The 26,586-nt window shown below is 37.1% G+C and carries 13 protein-coding genes; 6 read left to right on the top strand and 7 right to left on the bottom strand.

The window, feature by feature from the left end:
* Positions 1-138 precede the first annotated feature (138 nt).
* Positions 139-1,497 (bottom strand): IS1182 family transposase, encoded by a 1,359-nt coding sequence (locus tag JFV29_RS26705; RefSeq protein ID WP_201180977.1) that lies wholly within the window; start codon positions 1,495-1,497, stop codon positions 139-141.
* Positions 1,498-2,199: 702 nt separating this feature from the next.
* On the opposite strand from JFV29_RS26705, the gene JFV29_RS26700 reads away from it, so the two are divergent.
* The 3 genes from JFV29_RS26700 to JFV29_RS26690 all read left to right on the top strand — a co-directional run bounded on the left by JFV29_RS26700 (position 2,200) and on the right by JFV29_RS26690 (position 12,615).
* Positions 2,200-5,496, top strand: a complete 3,297-nt coding sequence (locus tag JFV29_RS26700) for a 5'-nucleotidase C-terminal domain-containing protein (RefSeq protein WP_201187432.1) — start codon at positions 2,200-2,202, stop codon at positions 5,494-5,496.
* A gap of 77 nt (positions 5,497-5,573) precedes the next feature.
* Positions 5,574-10,112, top strand: coding sequence for an endonuclease (locus JFV29_RS26695; protein WP_201187431.1), 4,539 nt, complete (start codon positions 5,574-5,576; stop codon positions 10,110-10,112).
* Positions 10,113-10,527: 415 nt separating this feature from the next.
* On the top strand, positions 10,528-12,615 hold the full coding sequence (locus JFV29_RS26690; RefSeq protein ID WP_201187430.1) for a SpoIID/LytB domain-containing protein: 2,088 nt from the start codon (positions 10,528-10,530) through the stop codon (positions 12,613-12,615).
* A 317-nt stretch (positions 12,616-12,932) separates the two neighbouring features.
* Here the strand turns inward: JFV29_RS26690 and JFV29_RS26685 are convergent, their stop codons facing one another.
* On the bottom strand, positions 12,933-14,363 hold the full coding sequence (locus JFV29_RS26685) for an alkaline phosphatase (RefSeq protein WP_201187429.1): 1,431 nt from the start codon (positions 14,361-14,363) through the stop codon (positions 12,933-12,935).
* A gap of 317 nt (positions 14,364-14,680) precedes the next feature.
* On the opposite strand from JFV29_RS26685, the gene secA2 reads away from it, so the two are divergent.
* The 3 genes from secA2 (at position 14,681) to JFV29_RS26670 (ending at position 20,081) form a co-directional block, all read left to right on the top strand.
* The gene (gene secA2, locus JFV29_RS26680; protein WP_201187428.1) at positions 14,681-17,071 is read left to right on the top strand and encodes an accessory Sec system translocase SecA2; all 2,391 of its coding nucleotides are present in this window, start codon (positions 14,681-14,683) and stop codon (positions 17,069-17,071) included.
* A complete protein-coding gene (locus JFV29_RS26675) occupies positions 17,071-17,955 on the top strand; it encodes an accessory Sec system S-layer assembly protein (RefSeq protein WP_201187427.1) in 885 nt (294 codons plus the stop codon). Before secA2 ends, JFV29_RS26675 begins: the two co-directional genes overlap by 1 nt.
* 362 nt (positions 17,956-18,317) lie before the next feature.
* Positions 18,318-20,081, top strand: coding sequence for an LTA synthase family protein (locus tag JFV29_RS26670; RefSeq protein ID WP_201187426.1), 1,764 nt, complete (start codon positions 18,318-18,320; stop codon positions 20,079-20,081).
* Between the two features lie 73 nt (positions 20,082-20,154).
* Here the strand turns inward: JFV29_RS26670 and JFV29_RS26665 are convergent, their stop codons facing one another.
* From JFV29_RS26665 to tagD, 5 genes are all read right to left on the bottom strand, one after another.
* The gene (locus tag JFV29_RS26665) at positions 20,155-21,081 is read right to left on the bottom strand and encodes an LCP family glycopolymer transferase (RefSeq protein WP_201187425.1); all 927 of its coding nucleotides are present in this window, start codon (positions 21,079-21,081) and stop codon (positions 20,155-20,157) included.
* A 198-nt stretch (positions 21,082-21,279) separates the two neighbouring features.
* On the bottom strand, positions 21,280-23,055 hold the full coding sequence (locus tag JFV29_RS26660; protein ID WP_242486953.1) for a M14 family zinc carboxypeptidase: 1,776 nt from the start codon (positions 23,053-23,055) through the stop codon (positions 21,280-21,282).
* Positions 23,056-23,158: 103 nt separating this feature from the next.
* The gene (locus tag JFV29_RS26655) at positions 23,159-24,208 is read right to left on the bottom strand and encodes a C40 family peptidase (RefSeq protein WP_201187422.1); all 1,050 of its coding nucleotides are present in this window, start codon (positions 24,206-24,208) and stop codon (positions 23,159-23,161) included.
* Positions 24,209-24,718: 510 nt separating this feature from the next.
* Positions 24,719-25,912: a CDP-glycerol glycerophosphotransferase family protein gene (locus tag JFV29_RS26650; RefSeq protein ID WP_207205180.1), complete on the bottom strand. Its 1,194-nt coding sequence runs from the start codon at positions 25,910-25,912 to the stop codon at positions 24,719-24,721.
* A complete protein-coding gene (gene tagD / locus JFV29_RS26645; RefSeq protein WP_201187419.1) occupies positions 25,884-26,282 on the bottom strand; it encodes a glycerol-3-phosphate cytidylyltransferase in 399 nt (132 codons plus the stop codon). Before tagD ends, JFV29_RS26650 begins: the two co-directional genes overlap by 29 nt.
* Between the last annotated feature and the right edge of the window lie 304 nt (positions 26,283-26,586).

The following is a 26,586-nucleotide window of genomic DNA, read 5'->3' as shown; positions in this document are numbered from 1 at the left end:
GGAAAGGCACCTACTGGTAGTAGGTGCCTCAGTTTGTAGACAAAAGGGGTTCGGAATGTTTTAATTCCGGACCCCTTTTGAAATTCCCTTTGAATTTTGCTCAAGATTAAGAGATTGGGCCTCTACGAGCCCACTTTATTAAGCCATTCTTGGACCTTGCCATGTCCAATTGGCTATCTTCTTTAAATTCATGGCAGCGAAAGTAAGCATCGCCTGCATCGACAATTTTTTAAGTCCCCTTAAAGTAGTCCAACGCATACCATGCTTTTCTTTTGCATCTGCGAATACACGCTCTATTGTTTCTTTACGTTTCGCATATATAGGTTTTACATCCTTGTGATGACGCAGATGATCTGCTTCTTCCATATAATTTTGCCAGATATGGCGTGTCACCACTTTTTGATGATCTTTGCTTACTGTACACTGTGATAAAAATGAGCATGTCGCACAAGTGTGTTTGGGTGATTTGTACTCGCGATAGCCCTCTTTATTTGTTGTTGAGTACTTTAAAATCTCGCCCGATGGGCAGAGATAACAATCAAAATGTTCATCGTAAACATAGTCATGCTTGCGAAAGAACCCTTCTTTTGTTCGTGGACGTGTATAGGGTAAAGCTGGTGTGATTTCTTTCCCAAAAAGGTAGCTTGTAATGGCTGGTGTTTTGTAAGCTGCATCTGCGGCAACAACTTCAGGTTTTCCAACTTTCTCAATCACTTGTTCAACAAGAGGCTCTAAGATATGACTATCATGCGTATTTCCCGGTGTTACAATCGTCCCCAGCACAAAACCGTTGCGGTCCGCAGCCGCATGAAATGAATAGGCAAACTGTTTTGTTCGTTCATCTTTTACATAGTAGCCACTCTCAGGATCAGTTGTACTTTCTTTAATTTCTTTGGTTTCTTCTTTATCAAATTTATCCGGTGGAAAAGGCTTCTTTCCATTGTTTTCACGATCTTGATTTATTTCTTCTTGAAGGCGTCCTTGATATGCTCGTGTTTCCTTACGAACGATTTTCTTTTCGAATTTCCGCTTATTCGCACTGGCTTTCACATGTGTTGAATCAACGAATACGTGCTCTGCACTTATTAACTTTCTTTCTGAAGCTGTCATTAAGATACGATAAAAAATCCGTTCAAACAGGTCTGTATCTTTAAAGCGACGCTCATAATTTTTCCCGAACGTTGAGAAGTGAGGTACTTTATCATGGAAACCGTAACCTAAAAACCAACGGTAAGCCATATTCGTTTCAACTTCTTCAATCGTTTTACGCATCGAACGAATACCGAAGGTATATTGAATGAATGTCAATTTAACTAAAATAACTGGATCAATACTTGGGCGCCCTATCTCTGAATACATATCTTTCACCAAGTCATAAATGAAAGTGAAGTCAATGGCTCCCTCAATTTTACGAACCAAATGGTTCGCTGGCACCAGTTGATCCAAAGTAATCATTTCAAGTTGATCTCGCTGAATAGAATTATGTTTCGAAAGCATCGTCATCACCTCAAGTTTTAATACTTCTATATTAAAACAAAAAGGACTGTAGGCAAAAGTGGTTATATCTAATTGTTAAAACAAAGTTGATTGGAACGGAAGGTGCGAGACTCCTGCGGGAAATGCGTGTCCAAGGGAGACCCCACAGGCGCAAAGGCGCCGAGGAGGCTCCCTGACCGCCCGCGGAAAGCGAGTGCCTGGAGTGGAAATCAACGTCGAATTTTTACAACCCCTCAAAAAAACTGTAGACAAACTCGATTTTCATCGAGTTTGTCTACAGTCTGAGGCACCTACTGGTAGTAGGTGCCTTTTTCATGTATCTATATTCCTATTACAAATTGATAACATATAAAAACAAAACTCTTTTAAATATTAGTTAATGAAATAATAAATCATCACAAATTATAGTTGATTAATAGAGAGATAATTGGAAGTAATAACAAAAACTTTAACTTAAAATTATTATAAAAGAGGTAGAAATTTCAAAATAATTGTATTATTGTAGATTTACAAGGATAAATTGGTAAAAAATATTGTGTTTATATAGTTTTATAGAACTAGTTTTTAACATTTGTACTTAAAATAGGAGTTGAGAAGGGGTTAATTAGTGCTGAATTGTTTGTTTCGTAAGTCGTTGTTATTTTTTACTCTATTAGTACCTAGAGCACTATTTTAGATATTTGAAGGGAGAACACTTTCTATATGAATAAGAAGAAAGCAATTAAACTAGCAACGGCAACTGCAATTGCCGCATCAGCATTCACTGCTGTTGCACCAATACAATCAGAGGCGTCTACTAGCATTGCCACTCAAGTTAAAAATGCAAAAGCAGCAATGAAAAAACCATTTAGCACTTACTTCGACGCTAAAAAATTAGCAAACGTGACAACTGTTGAAAAACAAATTAAATCTGCTAAAAAAGAATACACGAATGTGAAGAATTCAATAAAAAATTCAAGCAATAGCAAAGCTAAGAAAGATGCTTATTACAAAGAACTTAAAGGTTACGAAAAATATATCACACGTGCTGAAGGCTATGTAAAAGGCTACAAAGCAGCTGAAAAAGCTAAAAAAACGCTTAAAAGTGATCTTACTAAACTAAACGCTGCTGCGATTGCTCAAAAGCCAACAGATGTAAAGAATAAATACAATGCTCTTGATGCTTCTGTTAAAAAAACAGACAAAAATATTAAAGACACTGTATACGGTGCGAAAATTGAAAAACTTCTTTACGCTCAATTCACAGCAGCTACTAAAACTGCTTTGCAAGGAGAAATCAAAGCTTACTATTACTATGAAAAAGCAGAGTACTGGCTGAATAAAGGAGATACAAAAACAGCAGCGGATAGAATTAAAACTGCTTCGAAAATTAAAGTAGATACTAAAAAAGACTTAGGCAAAGCAATTAAAGTCTATGCAAAAAAAGTTCAAACTAAATATGATCAAGCAACTGACAAAGAAGCACCAAAATTCACTTACAAAGGTGAAGTTAAATTCGAAGTAGAAATTGGAGGGAATTTCAAGCTTCCTAAAGTAACAGCAGAAGACAAGCTTAATAAAGTGTACGTAACATACAAAATTAAAGGGCCAAAAGGAGCGACTAAAATTGATACTAATGTTGCCGGAGTATACAAAGTAACTTACACAGCAACTGACGCTAAAGGTAACAAAGCAAAAGACTTAGTAATTACAGTTGTAGTTAAAGAAGCTACTGTTAAAGTTGAGAAAGTGAGTGCGATCACTTCTAAAACCTTAGAAGTTAAATTCAACAATGCTGTTGATGATACAAAAGCATTATTTGAGTTGAAAAAGGACGGACGTAAAGTTAACTATTCAAAAGTATCTTTCAGCGAAGACAAGAAAACAGCAACAATCGAACTTACATCTAAAATTACAAAAGGTGAATACGTTGTTAACGTATCTGGTTTAGTTCAAGGCAAAGTAGTTTCTGGTTCGGTTAAAACAGAAGATGAAAAAGTAAAAGGTATCGAAATTCTTTCTGAGAAAGCTCCAATTGTAGGTGGGCAAGTTAGCGTTAGATATAAGGTTGTTAACCAATATGGTGAAGATGTAACAAAGCTTGAGACTGTTGAAGTAAGTGTTAAAGGAGCAAAAGAAGTTTCAAACACTGATGGTCAACTCGTATTAACAAAAGTTGATGGAGCGAATGACCTGAAAGCAGGAGACCAAATAGACGTAACATTAATTCACAAAGCTACTAAAACTTCGGCAACCAAAACAATTACTGTTACTAATGAGAACTTTGAATTAACAGTCATGCATACAAATGATACACATGCACATTTGGATAATATCGCTAGGCGCATTACAGCTATTAAAGAAGTAAGAAAGGAAAACAAAAACTCTTTGCTTTTAGATGCAGGAGATGTCTTTTCTGGAACACTATATTTCAACCAATATACTGGGCAAGCTGATCTTGAGTTCATGAATTTAATTGGATATGATGCAATGACTTTTGGGAACCATGAATTTGATCTTGGTACAGAAAAGTTGGCTGATTTTGTTAAAAATGCAAAATTTCCATTTGTAAGTGCAAATGTTAACTTTTCAAATGATACGTATCTCAAATCTTACTTTAAGGGAGAAAGCACACAAACAGCAAAAAGCGGTGAAATATACAGCAGTATCGTGAAGAGTATTGATGGGGAAAAGGTTGGGATTTTCGGTCTTACAACTGCTGAAACAAAAGATATCTCAAGCCCGGGAGCGGGGGTTGAGTTTGAAGAATATCTTGCAAAATCCCAGCAAACCGTTAATAGCTTAGAAGAACAAGGCGTTAATAAAGTCATTGCACTTACCCATCTTGGCTTTAATGATGGCGGTGGAGATAACGATTTGACTCTAGCAGAAAAAGTAAAAGGAATTGATGTAATTGTCGGCGGACATTCCCATGATAAATTAGAAAAACCAACTGTTGTTAATACAGAAGCAGGAGCAGAGCCTACTGTCATTGTTCAGGCTAATGAATATAGCAATTATCTAGGGCAATTGGATGTAGAGTTCGATAAAGATGGAAAGGTTATTGCTAATGAGGGTAAGTTAATAGATTTAAATAAACAAAATGCAGATAAATCCTATGTTATTAAAGATGATGAGGAAGCCTTAAATATCCTTAATACTAAATACAAGCCAGCGGTCGACGATATGCAGAAATTTGTAGTGGGCATTGCTGATGTAGACTTAATTGGTGGAAATCCGGCAGCACGTACAGGGGAAACGAATCTGGGTGACTTTATTGCAGACGGAATGCTTGCAAAAGCACAACAATACAAACCAGGTACAGTTATTGCCCTTCAAAATGGAGGCGGAGTTCGTACAACAATTAAGGCTGGAAACATTACATTAGCAAACATTTTTGAGATTCTTCCTTTTGGTAACTCATTGGGAGTAATGGATTTAAAAGGTTCAGAGATTAAATCTGCCCTTGAATTAAGCGTGAAGGATGCTCCTGCTGCATTTGGCGGTTTTCTGCAGGTTTCCGGACTAAGGTTCACATATGACCACACAAAAGCCACCGGGTCTCGCGTGCAAAGTGTGGAAGTTTATAAAGATGGAATGTTTGAAGAATTAAAAGATGATGAAAATTATCAGGTTGCTACGAATATTTTCACTGCTAAAGGCGGTGATGGTTACACAATGTTTGCAAAAGCATACAGCGAAGGACGTGTAAGTGAGCTAGGCTTTGTTGATTGGGAAGTATTGCAAGATTATATCAAAGTACAGAAAGACCAAAAAATTGCCCCAGCTCTTGAAGGACGTATCATCGATGAAGCTAAAACAGAAGTGAAAGCAAGTGAGTTCAATGGTACAGCAGAGGACCCTAAAACTCATAAAGGCAGTATAGTAGTCGATATAACAGGAGTATCTAGTCTCGAAAATGCTATAATCACAGGAAATCTTCACTTGAAGGGCACTGACGCTGATAAGGTAGTTCTTAAAAATGTAACTGTTCTTGGTAACACATATTTCATAGACTAATAGTTTTATGGAAGGCCTTCTAGCGGCTTTGCTGGAGGCTTTCCTTTGCTAAATATATTAATTATGGAGAGTGTTCAATGAAAAGAAAGAATTGGAAAATAAAGATGAACCTTATTCTAATTTTCACATTGATATTAAGCTTTTTTGCACCAATGAATTCTATCGTTACGAAAGCTGCTGAGCCAATTACTGTTGCAGAGGCGATTGCTAATAACTCGGGAACTGCTACTGTGCAGGGATATATCGTGGGTTATACAACAGGAACAAACAAATATACTAAAGACCCGGCAAAATTTGCAGGAGATACAAATCTAGCGATTGCCGATTCTCCTGACGAAACAGACCCAAGTAAAATAATACCGGTAGAATTGAAAAATAGCGGTACTTATCGGGCTACTTACGGACTAAAGACAAATCCGGGTAATTTGGGTAAGAAGGTGCTTTTCACCGGAACTCTCACAGCCTATTTCTCAGTACCAGGCCTAAAAGATTTATCTGCGGCGAACTTCATAGAAGAAACTTCTCCTAATAAAGCAGAAGCTGTCAAAGCCAGTGTAGCTGCTGGCGGGGTGATAGATGGAACAAAAGTATCGCTCTCCTCAGGTACTGAAAATGCAACCATTTATTATACAATTGATGGTTCAACTCCTACGAGTTCAAGCACTCAATATACAGAATCGATAACTATTACAAAAGACATGACAATTAAAGCAATTGCTTTAGCATCAGGTTTGGATAATAGCGATATAGCATCGTTTGAATATAAAATTATATCACTTAAATCAATTGCCGAAGTAAGAAAAATGACCATTGGCAGTTCAGCCCTTACTTCTGGAGTCGTTACGGCAGTTTTTACATCAGGCACGAATAATACAGTCTATATCCAGGATGAAACAGCAGGGATTGTTATTTATGGTTCAGACCTAGCTGTTGAGGCAGGAGATAAAATCAGCGCAAAAGGAACGCTAGCTGATTATAATACACTCTTGGAGTTAAATGTTCAAAAAGCAGATGTAACTATTCTTAAAAAAGAAAGTATTCCTGTTGCAGAAAAATTGACTGCTGCTCAATTTGAAGAGAGCAAGGAAGCTAAGCTTGTAACGGTGAAAGATGTAACAGTTGAGTCTGTTTCAAACGGAACCTTTATTGGAAAAGATGGGGAGGGAGAGTCCCTTACATTACGCCCTCAAGATGCAACGCTTCTTTCAGCCGGTACAACATATGATTCAATTACAGGTGTATTGGGATCATATAAAGGCGTATATCAATTAATTCCAAGAAGTACACTTGATATTATCCAAGATGCAAATAAAGTACAAACTGTAGTTGCAACACCTGGTACAGGATTTATTAAAGCAGGTGAAACTGTCACACTGACCTCAGGAACAGCTGATGCAACAATCTATTATACAACAGACGGACAGGAGCCTACGAAAAGCAGCACTGTCTATACCAAACCAATTACAATCAATGAAGCTACGACATTAAAAACTTTTGCGGTAAAAAGTGGCTTAACGGATGGTAACATTTCGACTTTTACTTACACTATTTCAAAAGGTGATGTCCGAATTCATGATATTCAAGGAGCTGGACATACTTCTCCATATTTAAATCAAAATGTAACAGATATAGAGGGTATTGTCGTATCCACGATTGATAATAATAATTTCTTTATTCAGGATCAAAAGCCTGATAATGATATAGACACTTCAGAGGGAATTCTTGTTTACAAAAGTGCTAATGGCGTTAAGATTGGCGATGTGGTCAAAGTAAGCGGAACGGTAAAAGAGTTTGTGATGGAGGGATATTCCGAAAAAGCAACAACGGATCTTCCTGTAACAGAAATTAGTGCATCCGCTATTACGGTTGAAAAAAATGGACAGGCTTTACCTGACCCAATTGTAATTGGCAAAGACCGTACCCCGCCAACAGGGAAGATTGATAGTGATGGATTGACTGTTTTTAATCCAGCAGTTGACGGGATTGATTTTTACGAAAGTTTAGAGGGAATGCTTGTTCAGCTTGATAGTCCGAAGGTTGTGGCACCACAGGAGTATGGGGAAGTTGTTGTTATTCCTAAGAACATGGAAACTTCTACTTCTGCTGGTGGAGTCAAGTTTACAGAAACAGATACCCACCCAGAAAGAATTCATCTGAAATTTGATAACGATAAATATGTAGCGAAAACGGGTGATAGTTTTAATGGAAGTATTACGGGTGTTGTAAGCTACGGTTATAGTAACTTTAAAGTGTTGACAAGTAAGGATAAGCTACCTGAACTACAAGATGGGGGAACGAAGCGTGAAGTTACTTCTATTGAACCGGATGCGAAGAAGCTGACAGTTGCCTCTTATAATGTGGAGAATTTCTCAACTAAAACTGACAATGAAAAACTAACGAAATTAGCTAAAGCCATTGTACGGAACCTGAAGACGCCAGATATTATCGGTTTAACAGAAATGCAGGATAATGATGGTGAGGCTGATAGTGGTACTACAGATGCGACTGAAAGCTTTAAAAAGCTGGTTGCCAAGATTCAAGCAGAAGGTGGACCAGAGTATCTATTTACTGATATAGCTCCAGAAGATAAGCAAGATGGTGGAGCACCAGGTGGGAATATCCGAGTAGGTTTCTTATATAAAAAAGGTACTGTTTCGCTTACTGAAGGAACAAAGGGAAAAGCTACAGAGTCTGTCGGCTTTAACGATGGCAAGCTTACATTAAATCCAGGCCGAATCGATCCGACAAATGCAGCATTTGCTTCAAGCAGGAAGCCGTTAGCAGCCCAATTTGAATTCAACGGTGAAAGTGTTATTGTGGTTGCCAATCACTTTAATTCGAAGGGTGGAGATCAGCCTCTATTTGGGAAAAATCAGCCGCCAGAATTAAAAAGTGAAGTTCAACGTCTTAAGATTGCAAGTATTGTTAACAGCTTTGTTAAGGATATTAAATCAAAAGATGCTAATGCAAATGTTGTTTTACTAGGAGATTTCAATGACTTTGAATTTTCTAAGACACTAACTGCATTAAAAGGCAGTGAATTAACAAACATGGTGGAGAAGGTTCCTTTTGAAGAAAGATATTCTTATACGTACCAAGGCAATTCTCAAGTTCTGGATCATATTCTTGTTTCTAATAATATTGCAGCAGAAACTAAGGTGAATATCGTCCATATTAATTCATCCTTTACAGAAGCTGATGGCCGCGCGAGTGACCATGATCCAGTCCTGATTCAAACAGAATTAAAACCAACACAAACACCACAGCCACAAAAAGTATATGACTTGGTTGGATTCACAACAAAAAAATTGGTTGTTGAAACACCTAATTCATTGGTCAAACTTGATGCGACTTCGAATATCAAAGAAGGAATCTGGCTGAAGACAGATACGACCCTATCTGGTGAAGGTCTGAAGAAAACGAAAATCATAATCAGTCCAGTAAAAAAGGAAACTGTCCTTGATTTCTCAGGTGCCGAAGTCAAGGAAGTGTTGATTGATAACAGTAATGTAAAAGAAATCAGGGGAGCAGAAAATGTTCAAAAATGGATTTTTAAAGAAGGTATAGATGTTTCTGGTATAAAATTCTATAATGCAAAAGGAGAAGCGATCGCTTCTCCTTTTATTCCAAAAGAAAATCGTCCTCCAGTAATAATAAAGACTATCGATAATCTCTCCGTGAAAGTTGGAGAAGATGTAAGTTTAAACTTAAACAATCATTTTTCAGATCCAGATAGCGATGCTCTTTCTTATTCCACAACAATTGGTACGGTCTCAGGGTCCATACTAACAATTCCAACTAGTAAAAAAGGTTCCTATATTGTTGCTGTCACTGCAAGAGACAAGTGGGAATCGAAAACAATTGCTACTTTCTCAGTAAACGTTACTGCCGACGATCAGCTTGAACCCTATTATCAAAAAGCTGAAGGTAAGACCGGGTCTGAATTAAAGACGTCATTGCATACTATTATTAAGTCACAAACGAAATTGACATACGCAAAGGTTTGGGATGCACTCAAAGATACAGACGAAGATCCTAAAAATCCAAACAATGTCATTTTACTTTACTCTGGTAAGTCTGTGGCAAAGTCGAATAATGGTGGAGGCAACGGTCAATGGAATCGTGAGCATGTCTGGGCAAAATCCCATGGTGACTTTGGTACCAGTGTAGGACCAGGAACAGATATTCATCATTTACGCCCCGAGGATGTTACCGTAAATAGTGTTAGGGGACATCTTGATTTTGATAATGGCGGCAAAAAATATAGTGGATGTGAATGTTATTATGATACTGACTCTTGGGAACCACCTAACAGTGTTAAAGGTGATGTTGCGAGAATGATATTCTATATGGCTGTCCGCTATGAAGGAGATAACGGAGAAATTGATTTAGAGCTGTCAGATACAGTTAATACCTATCCCAAAGCATTGCATGGAAAATTTTCCACTCTATTAGAGTGGAATGAATTAGACCCAGTTGATGATTTTGAACGCCGTCGAAACGATGTGATATATGAAAGATGGCAGCATAATCGCAATCCTTTTGTTGACCACCCTGAGTGGGCAAACGAAATCTGGAAAGCTGAGAAAATACAAGATATTAAAAAAGCAAGCTGATATATTTTTGCACAGCTCATCGTCAATACGGTGAGGTTTTTTTATACGTATGAGCTCAGCGATATTAAATTTTTTTCTCGTTAAGTAAAATCAGTTACTCTCTTATGCATCTCGCTATTCTGTATATTAAAAGAAGCTCCAAATTCTTAGAGATAAAAAGTTAATTAAGTACTCCCCACCTGGGGTGATGATGAATTCTATCAGAAAAATACAGTTTGCTATTCAAATAGATTTGCAGAAAATGAAGAAGCATATTTATGATTGCTATTACACTAAATATCGCAATGTACAATGTCGCAAGAGCCATAGTTGATGTCAAAGTAAAAATGTTGTGACTAATAAATGGGTCAATATTAATATAGAAATCTTTTGAATTTCAATCTAGAGGTTGGTAAAGAAATGAGGATGAACTAGAATGAGAAGTTTGAAGTATCTTTTTATTGCTTTCTTTATCATTTTTTCTACATTACCTGCACATGAAGCAGAGGCAGCCGAAGAGTATACATCGATGAAAGTGAAACTGGAAAATTTCTTAGGAAACCAAACAAGTGTCACAATAACGGCAACAGGGGACTATCAAACTTCTGATAAAGAGGTATTTATCAAGGCAGGTGAAGAGCTGACTGTGAAAGTAGAGTCAGGAAAACTCGTGGTGTACAAAAACTCCCAGAAGAAAGGGTTATTCTCTTCCATGATGGTAACTCCTGTTAAACAAGATTCTCTACTTTCCATTAATAACCGTCCGTATCCCGGTTCTTTGGAATTTACAGTTGAAGGCAAGTATATTCGACCTATCAATCATGTATATATTGAAGATTATCTAAAGGGCGTGGTTCCAAGGGAAATGCCGGCATTATGGCATATTGAATCCGTAAAAGCACAGGCAATTGCGGCCCGTACTTATGCACTTCGCTATCAATCTACGGTAATTAATGATACGGTTTCTTACCAGGTATATGGAGGGGCTGAGGGTCACTCCCACTCTAGTTTAGCCGTGGAACAGACAACGGGTATGGTAATCAAGCATGATGGGAAATTAATCGAAGCACTCTTTTCTTCGAGCAATGGCGGGATGACTGAATTAAATTCTAATGTTTGGACAAGTGGAGAGCCTCTTGCTTATTTGTCTATTAAAGAAGATTCATATGACCCGAAATTAAAGTGGATGATAGCCTTGGATAAAAAGCAAATCGATTTAACGAATCTCGATGTATCAAATCCGGAAGATTGGTGGACAAGCGTACAAGAAAAGGACAAAACGATTATTCCTAATCTGAAGACTTGGCTTCAAAGTAATGGATATGCCAAAAAGGAAATAAAAATAATGGAAATTCCTGTTCTAACCTTAACGGATAAAACATCTGGAGGCAGGGTTACAAAAGGCTCGATCCAGCTGAACTTTTATGTGAAGGATCTTACCGATGATAAGGGGAAATTAGTACAGCAAAATGTCACCCTTACGAATGTTGCGGCTTCAAAAATCCGGGCTATGGTGGGACTGGGTAATATGAAGAGTTATCTAGTTGATAATTCAACATCAACGGATCCAGCCAAGATTAAAATTGATGGATCTGGATACGGCCATGGAGTTGGACTAAGTCAGTATGGAGCAAAACACAGAGCAGAAGCGGGTCAAACATATCAGGGGATTTTAGAATTTTATTATCCGAACACAAGTATAGTGAGGGAATATAGTAACGCTGCGACTGGATCTGAAACTGATCCTGTTGTGAATAAAGATAAAACGGCACCAAGAATAACGAGCGTGAAGGCTAAGGAAGATTATCTAAATAGTAAGGTCAACTTCACGTATGCTATTGATGAAGATGCTACCGTATCCCTCACGATTAAAGATAAAAATAGCAAGGTGATAGCCACCCCAATTAGTAGGAAATCTATGAAGAAGGGAAGTCAGGTGGCTGCCTGGAACACGAAAGCCGTAAGTAATGGAAACTACACAGCGGAAATTACCGCAACTGATAGAGACGGAAATAAAGGTACTGTAACACAAGCGTTTAAAGTAAATAAGGATATAACGGCACCGAATATCACGAGTATTGATACATCAGGAAATTACAGCACAGAAAAAGCAAGCATTACGTATACCATAAGCGAAGCAGCTAAAGTTACGGTGCAAGTCAAGAACAGTAAAGATAAAGTGATAGCCACCCCGACCGATACGAAATCGCTAAAGAAAGGTAGTCAATCAGCTACCTGGAACTTTAAAAATGTGTCCAACGGTACGTATACAGTGACGATCACTGCCAAGGATGCAAGTAATAATCAAAGAACGGTTTCAAAGAAAATCTCTATCAAGAAGACAACCGGAAAAGTGACGGCTAGCGTACTTAATATTAGAGAGAAAACAAATACATCTTCTAAAATCGTCGGAAAGCTAAAGAAAAACCAAACTGTGACGATTCTGGCCCAACAAGGAGATTGGTATAAAATAAAGAATGGAAGCCAAATCGGGTATGTTTCAAAAGAATATGTGAAAAAGTAACTACTTAAGACGCCATATTTAAACTATATGGCGTCTTTTTGAATAAGATGGTTTTATAGGAGCGGATTCGAGGGATCTTAGCCAGTAGAGCGACAAATCTGACATTCAAAAAATTCACCTTTCAAAAAGTGGGTCGAAACATTCAATTTAAGGTCTGGAAAAAATCTGGACTAGGTTCTTAACACAATATAAACAGGATCTAACGAATAATGTTATGATAGGCACAGCAGAAATATTTATCTGCAGAATATCTCTTGAACTCCGAAAAAATCTATCTTTTGACACAGTAGAATATCTGAAAAAAGGGATGAATAAATTCATTCCTCTTTTGTTTGATTTTGGCCAGGTGTAAATGGTACACGGGCGGCTTTTGTGATGATTTGCGATATATCTGTATTATCAATGACTCCATCAAAGGCTTCACTGCCTGGGCCCGTTGCAAAAACAGGAATCATATTGGCGGTATGTCCTCCGGTGGTACTGGCTGCCCGTACGCTGCGGTCAACTACTCCTGCTTTATAATAGTTGGCAATTGTGCTTCCGATTTCCCAATCTATTTGATGCTGTGGATAGACAAGGGTTCTATTCTTTCTTACGTTATCAATGAATTGATGGACCTCTTTATTTGTAAGAGATATATGAGCATACTTTTTGAATACGGAACCGACACTTTCGGGATTGATTTCATTATTTTTATCGAAAGTAAGTTGCTTGGACATATATTCAGAAGAAACGTTGATCCTTTTCAATGCACTGATATCCATTGTTTCAGAAGCAGAGGTCCCCATTGTTTCATGGTCTGCAAGCACTACAATCAGGGTATCATTTCTGTTCTTAGCCCAGTCTACAACCTCTTTTACAGTCTGATCAAATTCGATTGTTTCCTTCCATATCCCAGTGATATCTGCAGCATGCTCCGTATGGTCAATTCGTGCACCTTCAGTCATTAAAAAGAATCCATTATCACCCTTAGACAAAATTTTGATTGCTTTGGTTGTCATTTCGGGTAGTGATGGCTCCTGTGAATGAAATTCTTCTTTATCAAGCTTGAAATTCATATAAGTAGGGTGAAACAGTCCCAGAAGTTTTTCTGATTTTTGAACCGAATCAAGTTCTTGCTTATTAGCCGTAACCCTATAGCCAGCTTCTTTAAATTTAGCGACTAAATCTACACCATTTTGCTTATCCGCTCCGAAATAACTGGCTCCACCGCCAAGAATAACATCGATACGATTATCAAAGAGTTGTCTCGCGATATGTGCGCCACCTGTCCAGCGGTTTGATACACTAGCACCAAAAGCAGCAGGGGTGGCATCGACAACCATATTGGTTGAGATAATTCCGACTTTTTTTCCGCTCATTTGAAAGGCATCCAGTACACTGTCTACTTCAGAACCATTTGAATCTACACCGATTGATTCATTGTTGGTTTTGACACCTGTGGCAATCGCTGAACCCCCAGCAGCCGAGTCAGTGACAAAATTATTAGCGGAATAGGTACGCATCAGAGCGACATGCTCTAACTTTTCCAAATGTAAAATTCCCGTTTTTCCATATTCAAATTGCCTGGCAATGTCTATTGCACCCAACCCCATGCCATCACCAATTAACAAAATGACATTTTTCGGAGTGTTTTGCGATTCTGCCTGAATAGGAGATGTTAAGCCAATAAGGCAGAAGAGAACGAGTAGTCCAAATTGATAAGGTCGTCTAGGTTTATGAATGAATTTTCTAGTTGTCTTATTCATATGTAATCCTCCATTTGGTGTAAGTCTTTATATTATTTGTTGAAATCCATAAAAAAACTCTTCCTTAATATCAGGAAGGGTTTAATCTTATATGTGGATATATCTGCATGATTTACATTTCGTCCAGATTTGAACCAGATTACAGCCTGGGATAAAGCAGCGGAAATTCCTGTTACGAGGGTCTTACAAAAATTGAAAAAATCCTTTCACACTGCTATTTGCTATGGATAGGTAATCATTGATAAAAGTTCAATATATACCTATATATGATATAATTTAACTAGTTGTACAATTGATATTATAGGAGAGAAAATCCTATGTTAACTAGTATGAAGAAGATATTTAATGAGAGTTCTAAAGACTTAAAAAGAATTTATAAGCTTGTAGATAATGTGAATCAATTAGAGATTAAATATAAAAAATATTCAGATAATGAATTGAGAGGCATGAAGGATACATTTAAAGGTCTCCTTGCTTCTGGTGAAACCTTGATGGATATACAAGTTGATGCCTTTGCTGTGGTGCGGGAAGCAACCAGACGTATATTGGGACTTCGGCACTATGATGTTCAGCTTATAGGAGGTTTTGTCTTAAATGAGGGAGCCATAGCTCAAATGAACACAGGTGAGGGAAAAACACTTGTTGCAGCCTTACCTAGCTATTTACACTCATTGGAGGGAAAAGGTGTTCATATTATCACGGCGAATGAGTATCTGGCATGCAGAGATAAAGAATTAATGGGCCAGGTTCACGAATTTCTTGGCTTGTCGGTTGGCTTGAATATTTCTAAAATGCAGCCCTCAGCAAAGCGTGAAGCCTATGCAGCAGATATTACATATGGAACGGGAACGGAATTCGGTTTTGATTACCTGCGTGATAATATGGTTTTTCGAAAAGAGGAAAAGGTGCAAAAGGGCCACCAATTTGCGATTGTCGATGAAATTGATAGCATCTTGATTGATGAAGCAAGAACGCCTTTAATCATTGCTGGAAAATCAAGTGATGGGGCAGAGCTTTTTCATATTACAGCACAGATCATGAAGACATTAAATGAGGATGAAGATTATGAGATTTCTAACGAATCGAAAGCGACCTTTTTAACAGATCAAGGTGCGGCCAGGATTGAAAAGGCATTTGGAGTCAATAATTTGTATGACTTAGAGCATCAGGAGTTATTGCATAATGTGTCACAGGCACTTAAAGCTCATGCCATTATGAAATTAGATGTGGACTATATCGTCAAGGATGGAGAGATTTCTTTGATAGATAAATTCACAGGCAGGGTGATGGAAGGACGTAGTTTTAGTGAAGGGCTTCAGCAGGCAATTGAAGCAAAAGAAGGCTTGGAAATTTCCGAAGAGAACGAAACACAGGCTACAATTACCATCCAAAATTATTTCCGTTTATATAACTCGCTTTCAGGGATGACTGGAAGTGCTATGCCTTCAAAGTCAGAATTTTGGGAAACATATCAGCTGCCTGTTATTGAAATTCCAACGAATAAGCCTATTCAGCGTTGTGATGAACCGGATTTAATTTTTAAAGATGAAATAAGTAAAATCAATAAAATTGTTTCGGAAGTAAAACGAATTCATGGAGAAGGAAGGCCAATTCTAATAGGTACGACTTCCATTGAAAAATCGGAAGCACTGTCCGTTCATTTAGAGAGGGAAAGAATTCAACATCAGATCCTTAATGCAAAAACGGAAGAAGGCGAAGCAGGAATTATCGCCAATGCCGGGAAAAAAAATCAAGTTATGCTTGCTACGAACATGGCTGGAAGAGGAACGGATATTTTACTTGATGAAGAAGTTAAGGAATTAGGTGGTCTTCATATTATCGGGACGGAGCGTCACGAAAGCAATCGGGTTGATATGCAGCTTCGTGGACGGTCCGGACGACAAGGGGACCCAGGCTCTACACAATTTATCATTTCCCTGGAAGATGAATTGTTTGATTACTATGATGAAGAAGAAATTGAACGATATATGAAGAAAGTCAAAACGGATGTAAATGGTATGGTGGTAGGTCCCGCTCCGGAAAAATTTGCAAAAAAGGTGCAGGAAACGATTCAGCAGATGTATCAATCAAGCCGTAACCACTTATTGAAATTAGAACATGCATTAAATGAGCAAAGTAAAATTATTTATTCGATGAGAGATAGAATCTTGAATCTCAATCCTGACCAAATGTTCTCCATTATTTTTGAATATATTGAGAAATACATCCGTCAACTCGTTTTGAAATATTATCCTGAATATATGGAACAACCAAATTCAAAGGCTTTTATTGAAGAGCTCTCCCTTGTATTTTTTGCATTAGATTGGCAGGAAATTGACGTGCAAAATTTAGATGGGTCTGAAGTGAAAGCTAAAGCACTGGCTGCATTTGACGAGATAAAACCCATGATCTTAACATTTCAGGACAATGTTGATTGGGTAAGCCAGCTTCGCGCCTTTATGCTACAACAAATAGATATGAACTGGATAAGCCATTTAGGTGAAATGAATAGAGTGAAGGAAGGCATTGGTTTAAATGCCTACGGTCAGCAGGACCCTTATATGTTGTTTGAAAAAGAAGCACTTGATCAATTTGAGCAACTATTAGTCGAAATTGAGTCAGGTATCAGTACAAACTTTATGGAATTTTATAAAAACCAATTGGATGATGAAGAGGAAGAACTTGATGAAAAGGAGGATGAGAAGTAATGGGCCTATTTGGTAGAGGTGAGAAGATAAAAGAAGCAGTGCAGAGTAACACGGTAACAGTGGAAGATTCCGTATCAGCTGTTGATGCTGCAATTAATACTTCCTTGGTTTTTCATGAGGAAGCGGATTTTTCCAAACAGGAAAGATATGTACTTCAGTTTCATCATCAACAGTTGTCTTTGTTAAAACCGAATCAAATTTCTATCTCAGAAGTTCGGTTATCAAGGTTTGAAGATGATGTAATAATTATGGCTTTTATTCGTAATACATTAGATAAGGCTGTAAGCTTTGAATTAGTGGATTTATTGTTGCTGGATGAAAATGGACAAGTTCTGGCGAAGAAGTCCTTCGATTTGACGGAAATGGGAGAAATACCAGCCCTTTCATGTATGCCGTGGAGCTTTATGTTTGAAGAGGAAGATATTCTAGTGGAGTCGATACCAGACAAAGGTTGGAAGATAGCATTTGAACTAAAGAATCAGGAATCTATGGAGCATGCATTGGATTTGGCACCGATCTGGATAGAACAGCTTTCAGAAGCTCAACGAGAGAATTTACAGCGGCTTGTTGCCGGACTGCCAAAGATCAATCAAGGTGAAGTTAATTTTATGGGACTAGAAGCTACTTTGAAAGAAAATAATCAATTAGCAGTCACCGTTTTGGTTCGTAATGGCAGTGACAAACAGATTAAAATTGAAAAGCTACCATTGATTGTAGAGGATGCAGATGGAGACCAGGTTTGCCAAGGTGGGTTTTCTCTTGAAGACTTTGAAGTGAAGGCGAATACAAGCAAGCCATGGACGTTTATTTTTCCGGGTGAACTAGTAACAAAGAAAAATCCCGATTTGACACGTTGGAAAGTATACCCACCAAGTTCTAAATAGTGAAGTTGAAAAGCCCTCATCTGTGATGAGGGCTTTTTGTGTATGAGAAATGAAGTCATTATTATTTTATGAGTTTATTAATAATCGGACTAGGAGTTATTTATTGGAGTCAAGAAAAAAACAGGATATTTTTGACTTTGATTTCCGTCAATCTTTACTATAGTACGATAATTAAATGGTAAAGAAGATGGGTTACTTACTTTTCGATAAATTGAAAACCAAGATTTAATTTCATAATATTCTAACTATATCACGTGTGTATTTTCTCATAAATGGTAACGATAAGTAATATCTATAAGTAATCTTATGTAAGCGGACTTCTTAAAGAGCTTGGAAATAATGAAGAGGAAAGTGGCGGTAGCATGAAGCATAACAACCGGCGATTGAAGGAGAGACTATTGGAGGTCTTATCTATATCCATCGTGGCCATACTTTTTATTTATACGAATGAAATGATGGGTAATAATCTTTCTATCGGTATATTTACGATTATTCTCGGTGTCGCTGGATTTTTGGTCTATCTTAAGGAATGGATAACGAAAAGATTCATAAAGGGTACTATTTTTACAGTCTTTCTTCTTATAATTATGGCCTTTTTTCTTGGTGATATATGGTTTTACCGTTATTATTCAACACCTATCACTTCCTATATGTGGATGCAAAAAAGCAATCTAAATGGGCTTGGTGAAAGCATATTCAGTATGGTGGAAGTGAAGGACGCTGTCTTTCTGCTGGTGGGCGTTCCAATTGCTGAATCATTTGTAAAGAAAATATACCCGCTCAAAGCTATGGCACTTGTACCGGCTGTATTATTTCTGATGATAGCGGGGCTGAAGCCAGTAAAAAATATGTTTATCGATCAGGTGGATATAACTCGACGTTATGAGGCGAATACCTTTTTGCGAAGTTGGGGTCCAATTGGTCATCATGTATTGGATACGTATGCCTTCTTTGTTGATTCGGAAAAGAATGAAATGTCTCCAGAAGAAAAGAGAGCTGTTTCTAATTACTTCGATAAAAAGAACAAGCAGGATAGTACATATTCTGGCTCATTAGCAGGTAAGAATGTCATCATCATCCAAGTAGAATCATTACAGGCCTTTCCGTTATTCCAAAAGAGTTCAGGACAAGAAGTCACGCCATTTATGAATAAACTAGCAAAAGACGGTTTATTCTTCCCACATGTATATCCACAGACGGTATTTGGAAACTCATCAGACGGTGAGTTGATTGTGAATACTGGGTTATATCCTTTAAAGCAAGGGGCGACCTTTTTCCGATTTCCTTACAACGATTTTCCGAGTCTTGCTAAAGAATTAAAGAAGATAGATTACCAAAGCTATGCTTTCCATGGTGATGAAGAAAACTTTTGGAACCGGCAGCATGCATATCCTGCTCTAGGTTTTGATGACTATATCTCCATTGAGGATATGCAGCAGGATGAGATTATATCGATGGGCTTGAGTGATCGTAGTTTTTTTAAACAAGGCTATGATTATTTAAAAGATAAACAAAATCCCTATTACGCTTTTTTCGTGACATTGACGAGTCATGTACCGTTTTCGCTACCAGCGGATCAGATAACATTGAAACCTGAAGTAGGAAAAGAGGGAAGCTACCTTACGAAATATTATGAAGCGTTACATTATACAGACTCGGCCATAGAGGAATTTGTAAAGAATTTGAAGGAAAATGGAAAATTGAAGGACAGCGTGATTGTTATTTACGGAGATCATGATGGCCTATTTGTAAAAGATAAACATGAAGTTGAAGGGTACTACGGAATTAAAATTAGCGATGAAGAATGGATCGAAAAGTATATGCCCATTCCAGTGATTATTTATCAGGAGGATATTCAAGGGCGTACGATTGATAAGGTGGCCGGGCAAGTCGATATTTTACCAACATTATATGATTTGCTTGGCATTCAAAGCTCTTCTTTCTTTGGAGAGACCATGCTTAATGGTGAAGAGGGAGAAGCTCTGATATTAAAAGGGGATTATGGTGCCCAAATGAAAATAAATGGAAAGGGGAGAGTAGAAGAGTTTTTACCGGAAGACCAAAAAGATGTGGATATGAGTGACCAAGTTATCCGTTCCGATTATTTTAATCAAACGATTGATTAATAAAGTAAACCTTAATTTAAAGCGTTTTTTAATATCAGAAAAGAGGATGACTAATAATAGCCATCCTCTTTCTTTATAATCCAAGATGTGTTTTCACACGGTTTTGGGCTTCAAGTTTTGTTTCCTCGGAAACAATGTTATACCAAACTCCATCGACTTTTTGATTGTCACCTTCAAGTGTATATTGTTCAATCTTTTTAAGTGAAGATTTGTAGTTTTTTTGAATACTTAACATTTCATTGAAACTTAAATTGGTTTCAACGTTCTTACCAAGGGCTTCAAATATATCGTCATAATTGGTGAGTGTGGATAGGCTTGATCCTTTTTTCATGACGGCTTGTATAACTTGACGCTGCCTCATTTGGCGACCATAATCACCGCGAGGATCTTCTTTACGGATTCGGGAATAAATTAAAGCCTCTTTACCATCCAAGTCTATAGTGCCTTTTTTAAAGCTATATCCTTTATAGGCAAGGTCCATATCATTATCTACAGTGACACCACCCACAGCATTTACAATATCCTGAAAGCCTTCCATATTCATTTTGACGTAATAATCAATCGGAATATCTAAATAGGCTTCCACTGTGTTTATCGACATATTCACGCCACCATATGCATAGGCATGGTTCATTTTATCATTCGTACCTTTACCGATTATTTCTGTACGTGTATCACGGGGCAAACTCAATAATTCGATGGATTCTTGTTTAGGGTTAATGGTCATAACAATCATCGTATCTGAACGGCCTTTGTCATTTTTTCTTTCATCTACTCCAAGTATAAGCAGTGAAAAAGGGTCCTGACTTTTAAATTTGATATCATCTACACGTTTGTCCGTTTTATGCGCCGCACCCTGCATAGTATGAATCGCACCTGCCAAGGATTGATAAACAGAGGCCGCATAAGCGCCACCACCGATGAAAAGGATAAGAAGGGTAAACCCTATTATTTTAAACGTTTTTCGTTTCTTTTTCTTTTTTTTATGTTCGGATCTCATCTTAATTCCTCCCTGAACCATTCCACTAAAATGGAAAAGTATGAAAAAGTACCTAGTTGGTATGTTTAACTATACCTGTTTTTTGTTAAGAATAGAATAGTTTCTTTTTGTACTTACAGTGTATTTTTACCTATTTCCATTCAAAAAATCGAAGGAGTCCTAGTAACAAGATTCCTTCGATTTCCTGTTAGTGGAATATTAGTGGGCGGCTGAGTCGCCCTCTATAGCTTCAGGAGCTGTATCTGAATCTCCTGGTTCTCCTGGTTCTTCAATTGGTGGTTCAGGTTGTTCAGGCTCTTCTGGTTCTAGTTGCAGGATCTCATCTTTAATGGCTTGCAGCATGTTCGATAATTGAATCTCTGTGTTTTTGTAAGAGTAAGTCGAAAATAATTTTTCATAATTTGAAATATTAGCTTTAACTTCATCATACTTTCCATTTTTTAAATCATTTTTCATTTTTAATAATAACTCATATCTGGCTAAGTCATAGCCGATGTTTTTATTGCTAGTTTTAGCTGGGGTGACATATTTGGCAGTGGCAAGTTTTTGGACATCTTTACTGTACATTTTCTTGATTTTACTTTCAACTATTGTTATCTGACTTATCGAATTATTATAGAGAGTAAGCGTTGTATCGTTTAAAGTTCCTGCAGTTAAATAACCGGTAAGCTTCTTGTTAGCTGAGACGAGATCGTCTCCTGCCTTAATTCCATTCATGTAGGCTAGGGAGTAATCACGATAGGTTTTGGTCGTTTTTAATGCCGCATTTGGTTTTGTCCGATATTTCTCTGGAAGCTTGGCAATTGCTTTCTCTTGTTTTTTTATTTCTTTAACCGTGTTGTCATATAGTGTCTTATGGGTGCTCGTAACCGTCAATTTGTTTTGAGAGTAATAGTTTTTCAACTTAGCCGCTGTATTATTGTACGTTTTAATATTCTTCGTTACTTTATCACTGGCTGCAGTATTGCGAGTATCAAATAGCTTGTAGCCTTCTTGTGCTGTATAAAGACCAATGCTTGCGTTTTGACTCCAAATTTTAGAATAATGTTTAAGAGGTACATTAGTTTCCCCAACAGCTGGAGAAACTTCAATGGTGAAGGCTGGTTTCTTTTCTACTTTGTTAAACCAATCACCGAAACCGCCTCCGGTCGATCTTGGTTTAACAAGGCTGTAGCCGGTTATTTTACTTAATTTACTGGCATACTTATAATCCTGAGTATAGCGGCTCCCTGTTTGCTGATACTTCCAGAAAATAATTTGCCCGCTTGAATGGTAGGAAATCGTCATTTCTGGATCGATTTTTTCAACAAATGAAAGTACGGCTTTAGTTTCGGACGCTGTCGCCACTTTAGCGCCCTTGTAATTTTTATATGAGGGTGCTTTAGGGCTTTCGAGATTCTTCCAATTTGCATCATATTGTCTGTTTAAATCTACTCCCTTTGCATTTGCTTTCCAACGTTTAAAGTTTTTGCTGCCATAATTCATTTTAATGATTTTTGAATGGTCTTTTGCAGGGAAGTATTTCAGACCAAATTGTTGCAAGGTTACTCCATCCGGATTGACCATTGGTATAAACCAAATGGTTGTATTATTAAGGAGCTTTTTGACATCATAGCCGTTGATTTTGGTGCCGCTTTTATAGGCAGCTGAATATTTGTCTATCATATTCATCGTGAGATTGGTAGTAATCCATTCACGGGCATGGTGAGATCCATTAATGAAAACAGTAGAATCCCCTTTTCCAAGAGAAACAGCATATATATTCCGCCCGTATTCAGATTTTCCAATAACTTCTTTTTTGATGAAACCGGGATAAGCTTGTTCGAGCTTCTTAATATCGTTTAGCATCTTAGCGGTAGAGTATGTTTGATTGGGATTTACAATCGATGATTGTGCAAAAGTAGATTCTGTGAAAAGTGATAAAGACCCGCAGAGGATGACGAAAGAAAATAAAAAAATACGAAATTTTAACATGCTATGCCCCATTTCGAGATAATAATAACCATAGATTAATATAGAAAGTACATATTTTTGCATAAAATTACCAGACTCTTAAAATGGAGTCTGGTAAAAAACACTATAAACTTCTATAACCAATGATTCTACTTTTGAAGTAAGAGTTTGAAACGGTATTGATTTCTATTCCCTTACTTGAAGAGGCATGAATGAACTGTCCATCTCCTAGGTAAATACCCATATGACTAACGACTGCTCTATTCGAACCAGTTGCAAAAAAGATAAGATCACCAGACTTCGGTGAAGTAACTTTTTTTCCCATATCATAATAAGTGGAAGAGGAAAGCCTCGAAACTTTATAACCAGCTTTTTTAAACGTATAGTAAATAAATCCGCTGCAGTCGAAACCTGAGGGGGAAGCGCCAGCCCACGAATAAGGGGAACCAATTAATTTTTTTGCTTCAGAAACGAGTGTGTCTACCTTATTACCGGAGTGTGGTGTATCTACTTTTTCATTGTTTTGATCTGTAGAGTCTGTATTGGCTGATTTAACTAGTTTTAGTTTCTGGCCTATTCTGATTAGATCGGACTTTAACGAGTTTATTGATTTAAGTTCAGCCACAGTTAAGTTAGTCTTTTTTGAAATTTTTGAAAGTGTGTCACCTTTTACCACAACGTATGTACCCGATATTTTTGGGGGCGATGTAACATTTGATGGTTTGGAACTGCTAGGTAAATCAATAGTAGTTGAAGTAGTGGAACTAGATACGATAAGTTTAGCACCTGCATAAATTCTATCGGATTTTAGGTTATTTAACTTCTTTAACTCAGCAAGTGTAAGGTTATGTTTGTTTGCTATTCTAGTTAAAGTATCTCCAGAAACAATGGTATAAGTGGTTTTCTTTGTTTTTTCTACGGAAACTGAAGCAGACTTTGCTGTTGTGGTTGTTGTTGTTTTGGAGTTGGGTGTAATTAATTTTTGATTAATCTTCAATAGGTCTGTTTTTAAGTTATTAAGAAGTTTTAAGTCCTTCACCGTAGTATTATGATTTTGAGCGATCTTGCTTAAGGTATCGCCGCTTTTAACTGTATAGGTACTGGCAAGGGCAGGAGAAACAAACGTCGATGATAGAATAGCTAATGTCGAAAATGCGACAACACTCTTTTTCACGGTTTTCCACCTCAAATATGTCTTTTTCCCTATTCTATCAAATTAATTGGTAAAAATTATATTACATTTTTGTTACAAGGGGAAGATAGTAGTATTTTACTGGTTTATACTGGTGGGATTTGAGTATTGTAATCTACAATATTTTCTATTTTATGAGTCTTTTTTCACATTTTGCAGATATTGAAGATTTGTGCGTATATGATGATCTACAATTATAAATAAATAAAAACGAAAAAAGGGTTCCTGGACGGTATCCTTTCTTTCGTTTATTGGAAGAAGCGACATACCAAATGGCGGTTGATCCTGAAATTTGGATCTTATACCAATTGAATAAATTAGCAGAATTATTTTCTTCTATAGAACTTGCTACAACCATAATTTCGTTCCTTTTTTAAATGTTTGTTTATTTGAACTGATTGTCGATGGTTTATTACATAAAAAAACCACTCCGTGTTTTACGGAGTGGTTGCTCTATTTTTATCGAAAATCAGAATTTATCTAATGATTTTCTTATTTTGAATTGTGAAAGAGAAAATCTACTAACTTTTCACTTGAATTTCCAGTGGAGTATTGATTCCACTTTTGCTTAAAGGGCTCAATTTTTTCTATAGAATAATCAGCGTTCCGGATTTTTTTAATGAGCTCTTCATTGGTAGATACGACCGGTCCGGGCATGGAAGAGGAATAATCCTCCCAAAATCCGCGCTCTTTCTCGTACTTTTCCAAGTCATAAGCAAAGAAAATCATTGGTTTTTCTAAATAAGAAAATTCAAATGGAATCGAAGAGTAATCCGTTATTAAAAGATCCGTGCTAATTAGCAGTTGGTTCACATGAAAATCACTATGGACTGGATATACGAATCCGGGAAATTTATGTTGTAAATCATGTTCTGCTTTTACAGCCGGATGCAGTTTCAACAATAACGCGTAATTTTCGCTTTGCAGTTCTTTGTAGAGTAATTCTAAATCGAGTGCAATTTCTCCGGTGTTTAAGCCATCATTTCGAAATGTGGGGGCATATAACATGATTTTTTTATGCTCGAGCTCAGGAAACATGGCTAACAACGCTCTACGTGAAGTTTTTTTAGATTCATCATTAAAGAAGAAATCAGTCCGAGGTATCCCAGTTCTAAGAATATGGGATTTCGGTAATTGAAAACTTTCCTGAAAAATTTCTGCCATTTTCTCGGAACCTATTGTGACATAATCAAATTTTTGATATACCTCCAAAAATCTTTTTCTTGCACCGGCAGAACGACTTTTAATCGAAGGATCCTTCGACCCGAATTGCTTAATGGCACCGGCCGCATGCCATACTTGAACACAAGTCACTGTCTTTTTAAATGTAGTGGTTGAAAGAAAACCAAAGTAATTATCAATGATAATTACTTTGGAAGTAGCCAGGTGATAAATCGACCGAATCATGGCGATTATATTTTTCGTTTCAAACGGAAGGACGATGGTTTTTCCATCGTCCTTCACTTGTATATGACTGCTCGATTTCATTAAAAATACTTTTTGTACAGCAAGGTTCTGCTTGTCCATTTCATCTGCAATGTACTGACAATTGTCCCCGAAGGATGTGACAAAGGTTGTTTTATCAGTTAATGGAAATAGTTTAAAGATAGAGAATATCACTTTGAAGCAAAATAAATAAATCCCTATCGCGAATTCTTTAGCCATTTGTAACTTGTAAAAGGTCATCTTTAATTTGAGAAGTTGAGATGCCGATTGTTCTTGGCAGGTATACAACTTCACAAACTTCAGCCAGTTCATCGAATTGGCCTTTCCAGTCATCTCCCATGACAAAAATATCTACACCTTCACGAACGATATCTTCTCTTTTTTGTGCCCAATTGTCTTCCGGTATAACTTCATCCACGTAGCGAATGGATTCAAGAATCATTTTTCTGTTTTCAAAGCTATGATAAGCTTTTTTATCTTTTAGAGCATTAAATTCATCCGTTGAAATAGCAACGATTAGATAATCTCCCAGGTCCTTAGCGCGTTTTAATAGATTGATATGGCCCCAATGAAGCAAATCAAAGGTACCGTACGTGATTACTTTCTTCATCTTTATTCCTCCTGTACAAGTATATTTATTTATATTTATTAAGAAAAGGTCGAAGTAGGATATTTTAATGAGAAGCATAAAGGCGAACAATTGGACGCATTATATATATGAATATGAAGTGTTTGTGTTTTAATAATGCTTCACTATCTAATTATAACGCAAAATTTTTACAAATAAACCACAAAATTTTTACAATATTAATAAATAATTAGTTTATTAGATAACTATTCATGAGTTTAACAATTTTTAAACCTGTTAGGACAAGGAAAAAGCACAATATTCCAATAAATTACATGAGGAAGTT

It is taken from the genome of Peribacillus sp. TH16 (genome assembly GCF_016651095.1).
GTDB classification, from domain to species: domain Bacteria; phylum Bacillota; class Bacilli; order Bacillales; family DSM-1321; genus Peribacillus; species Peribacillus butanolivorans.
Note: the sequence above shows the minus strand (reverse complement) of the source record. Positions and strands in the feature narration are given on the sequence as shown.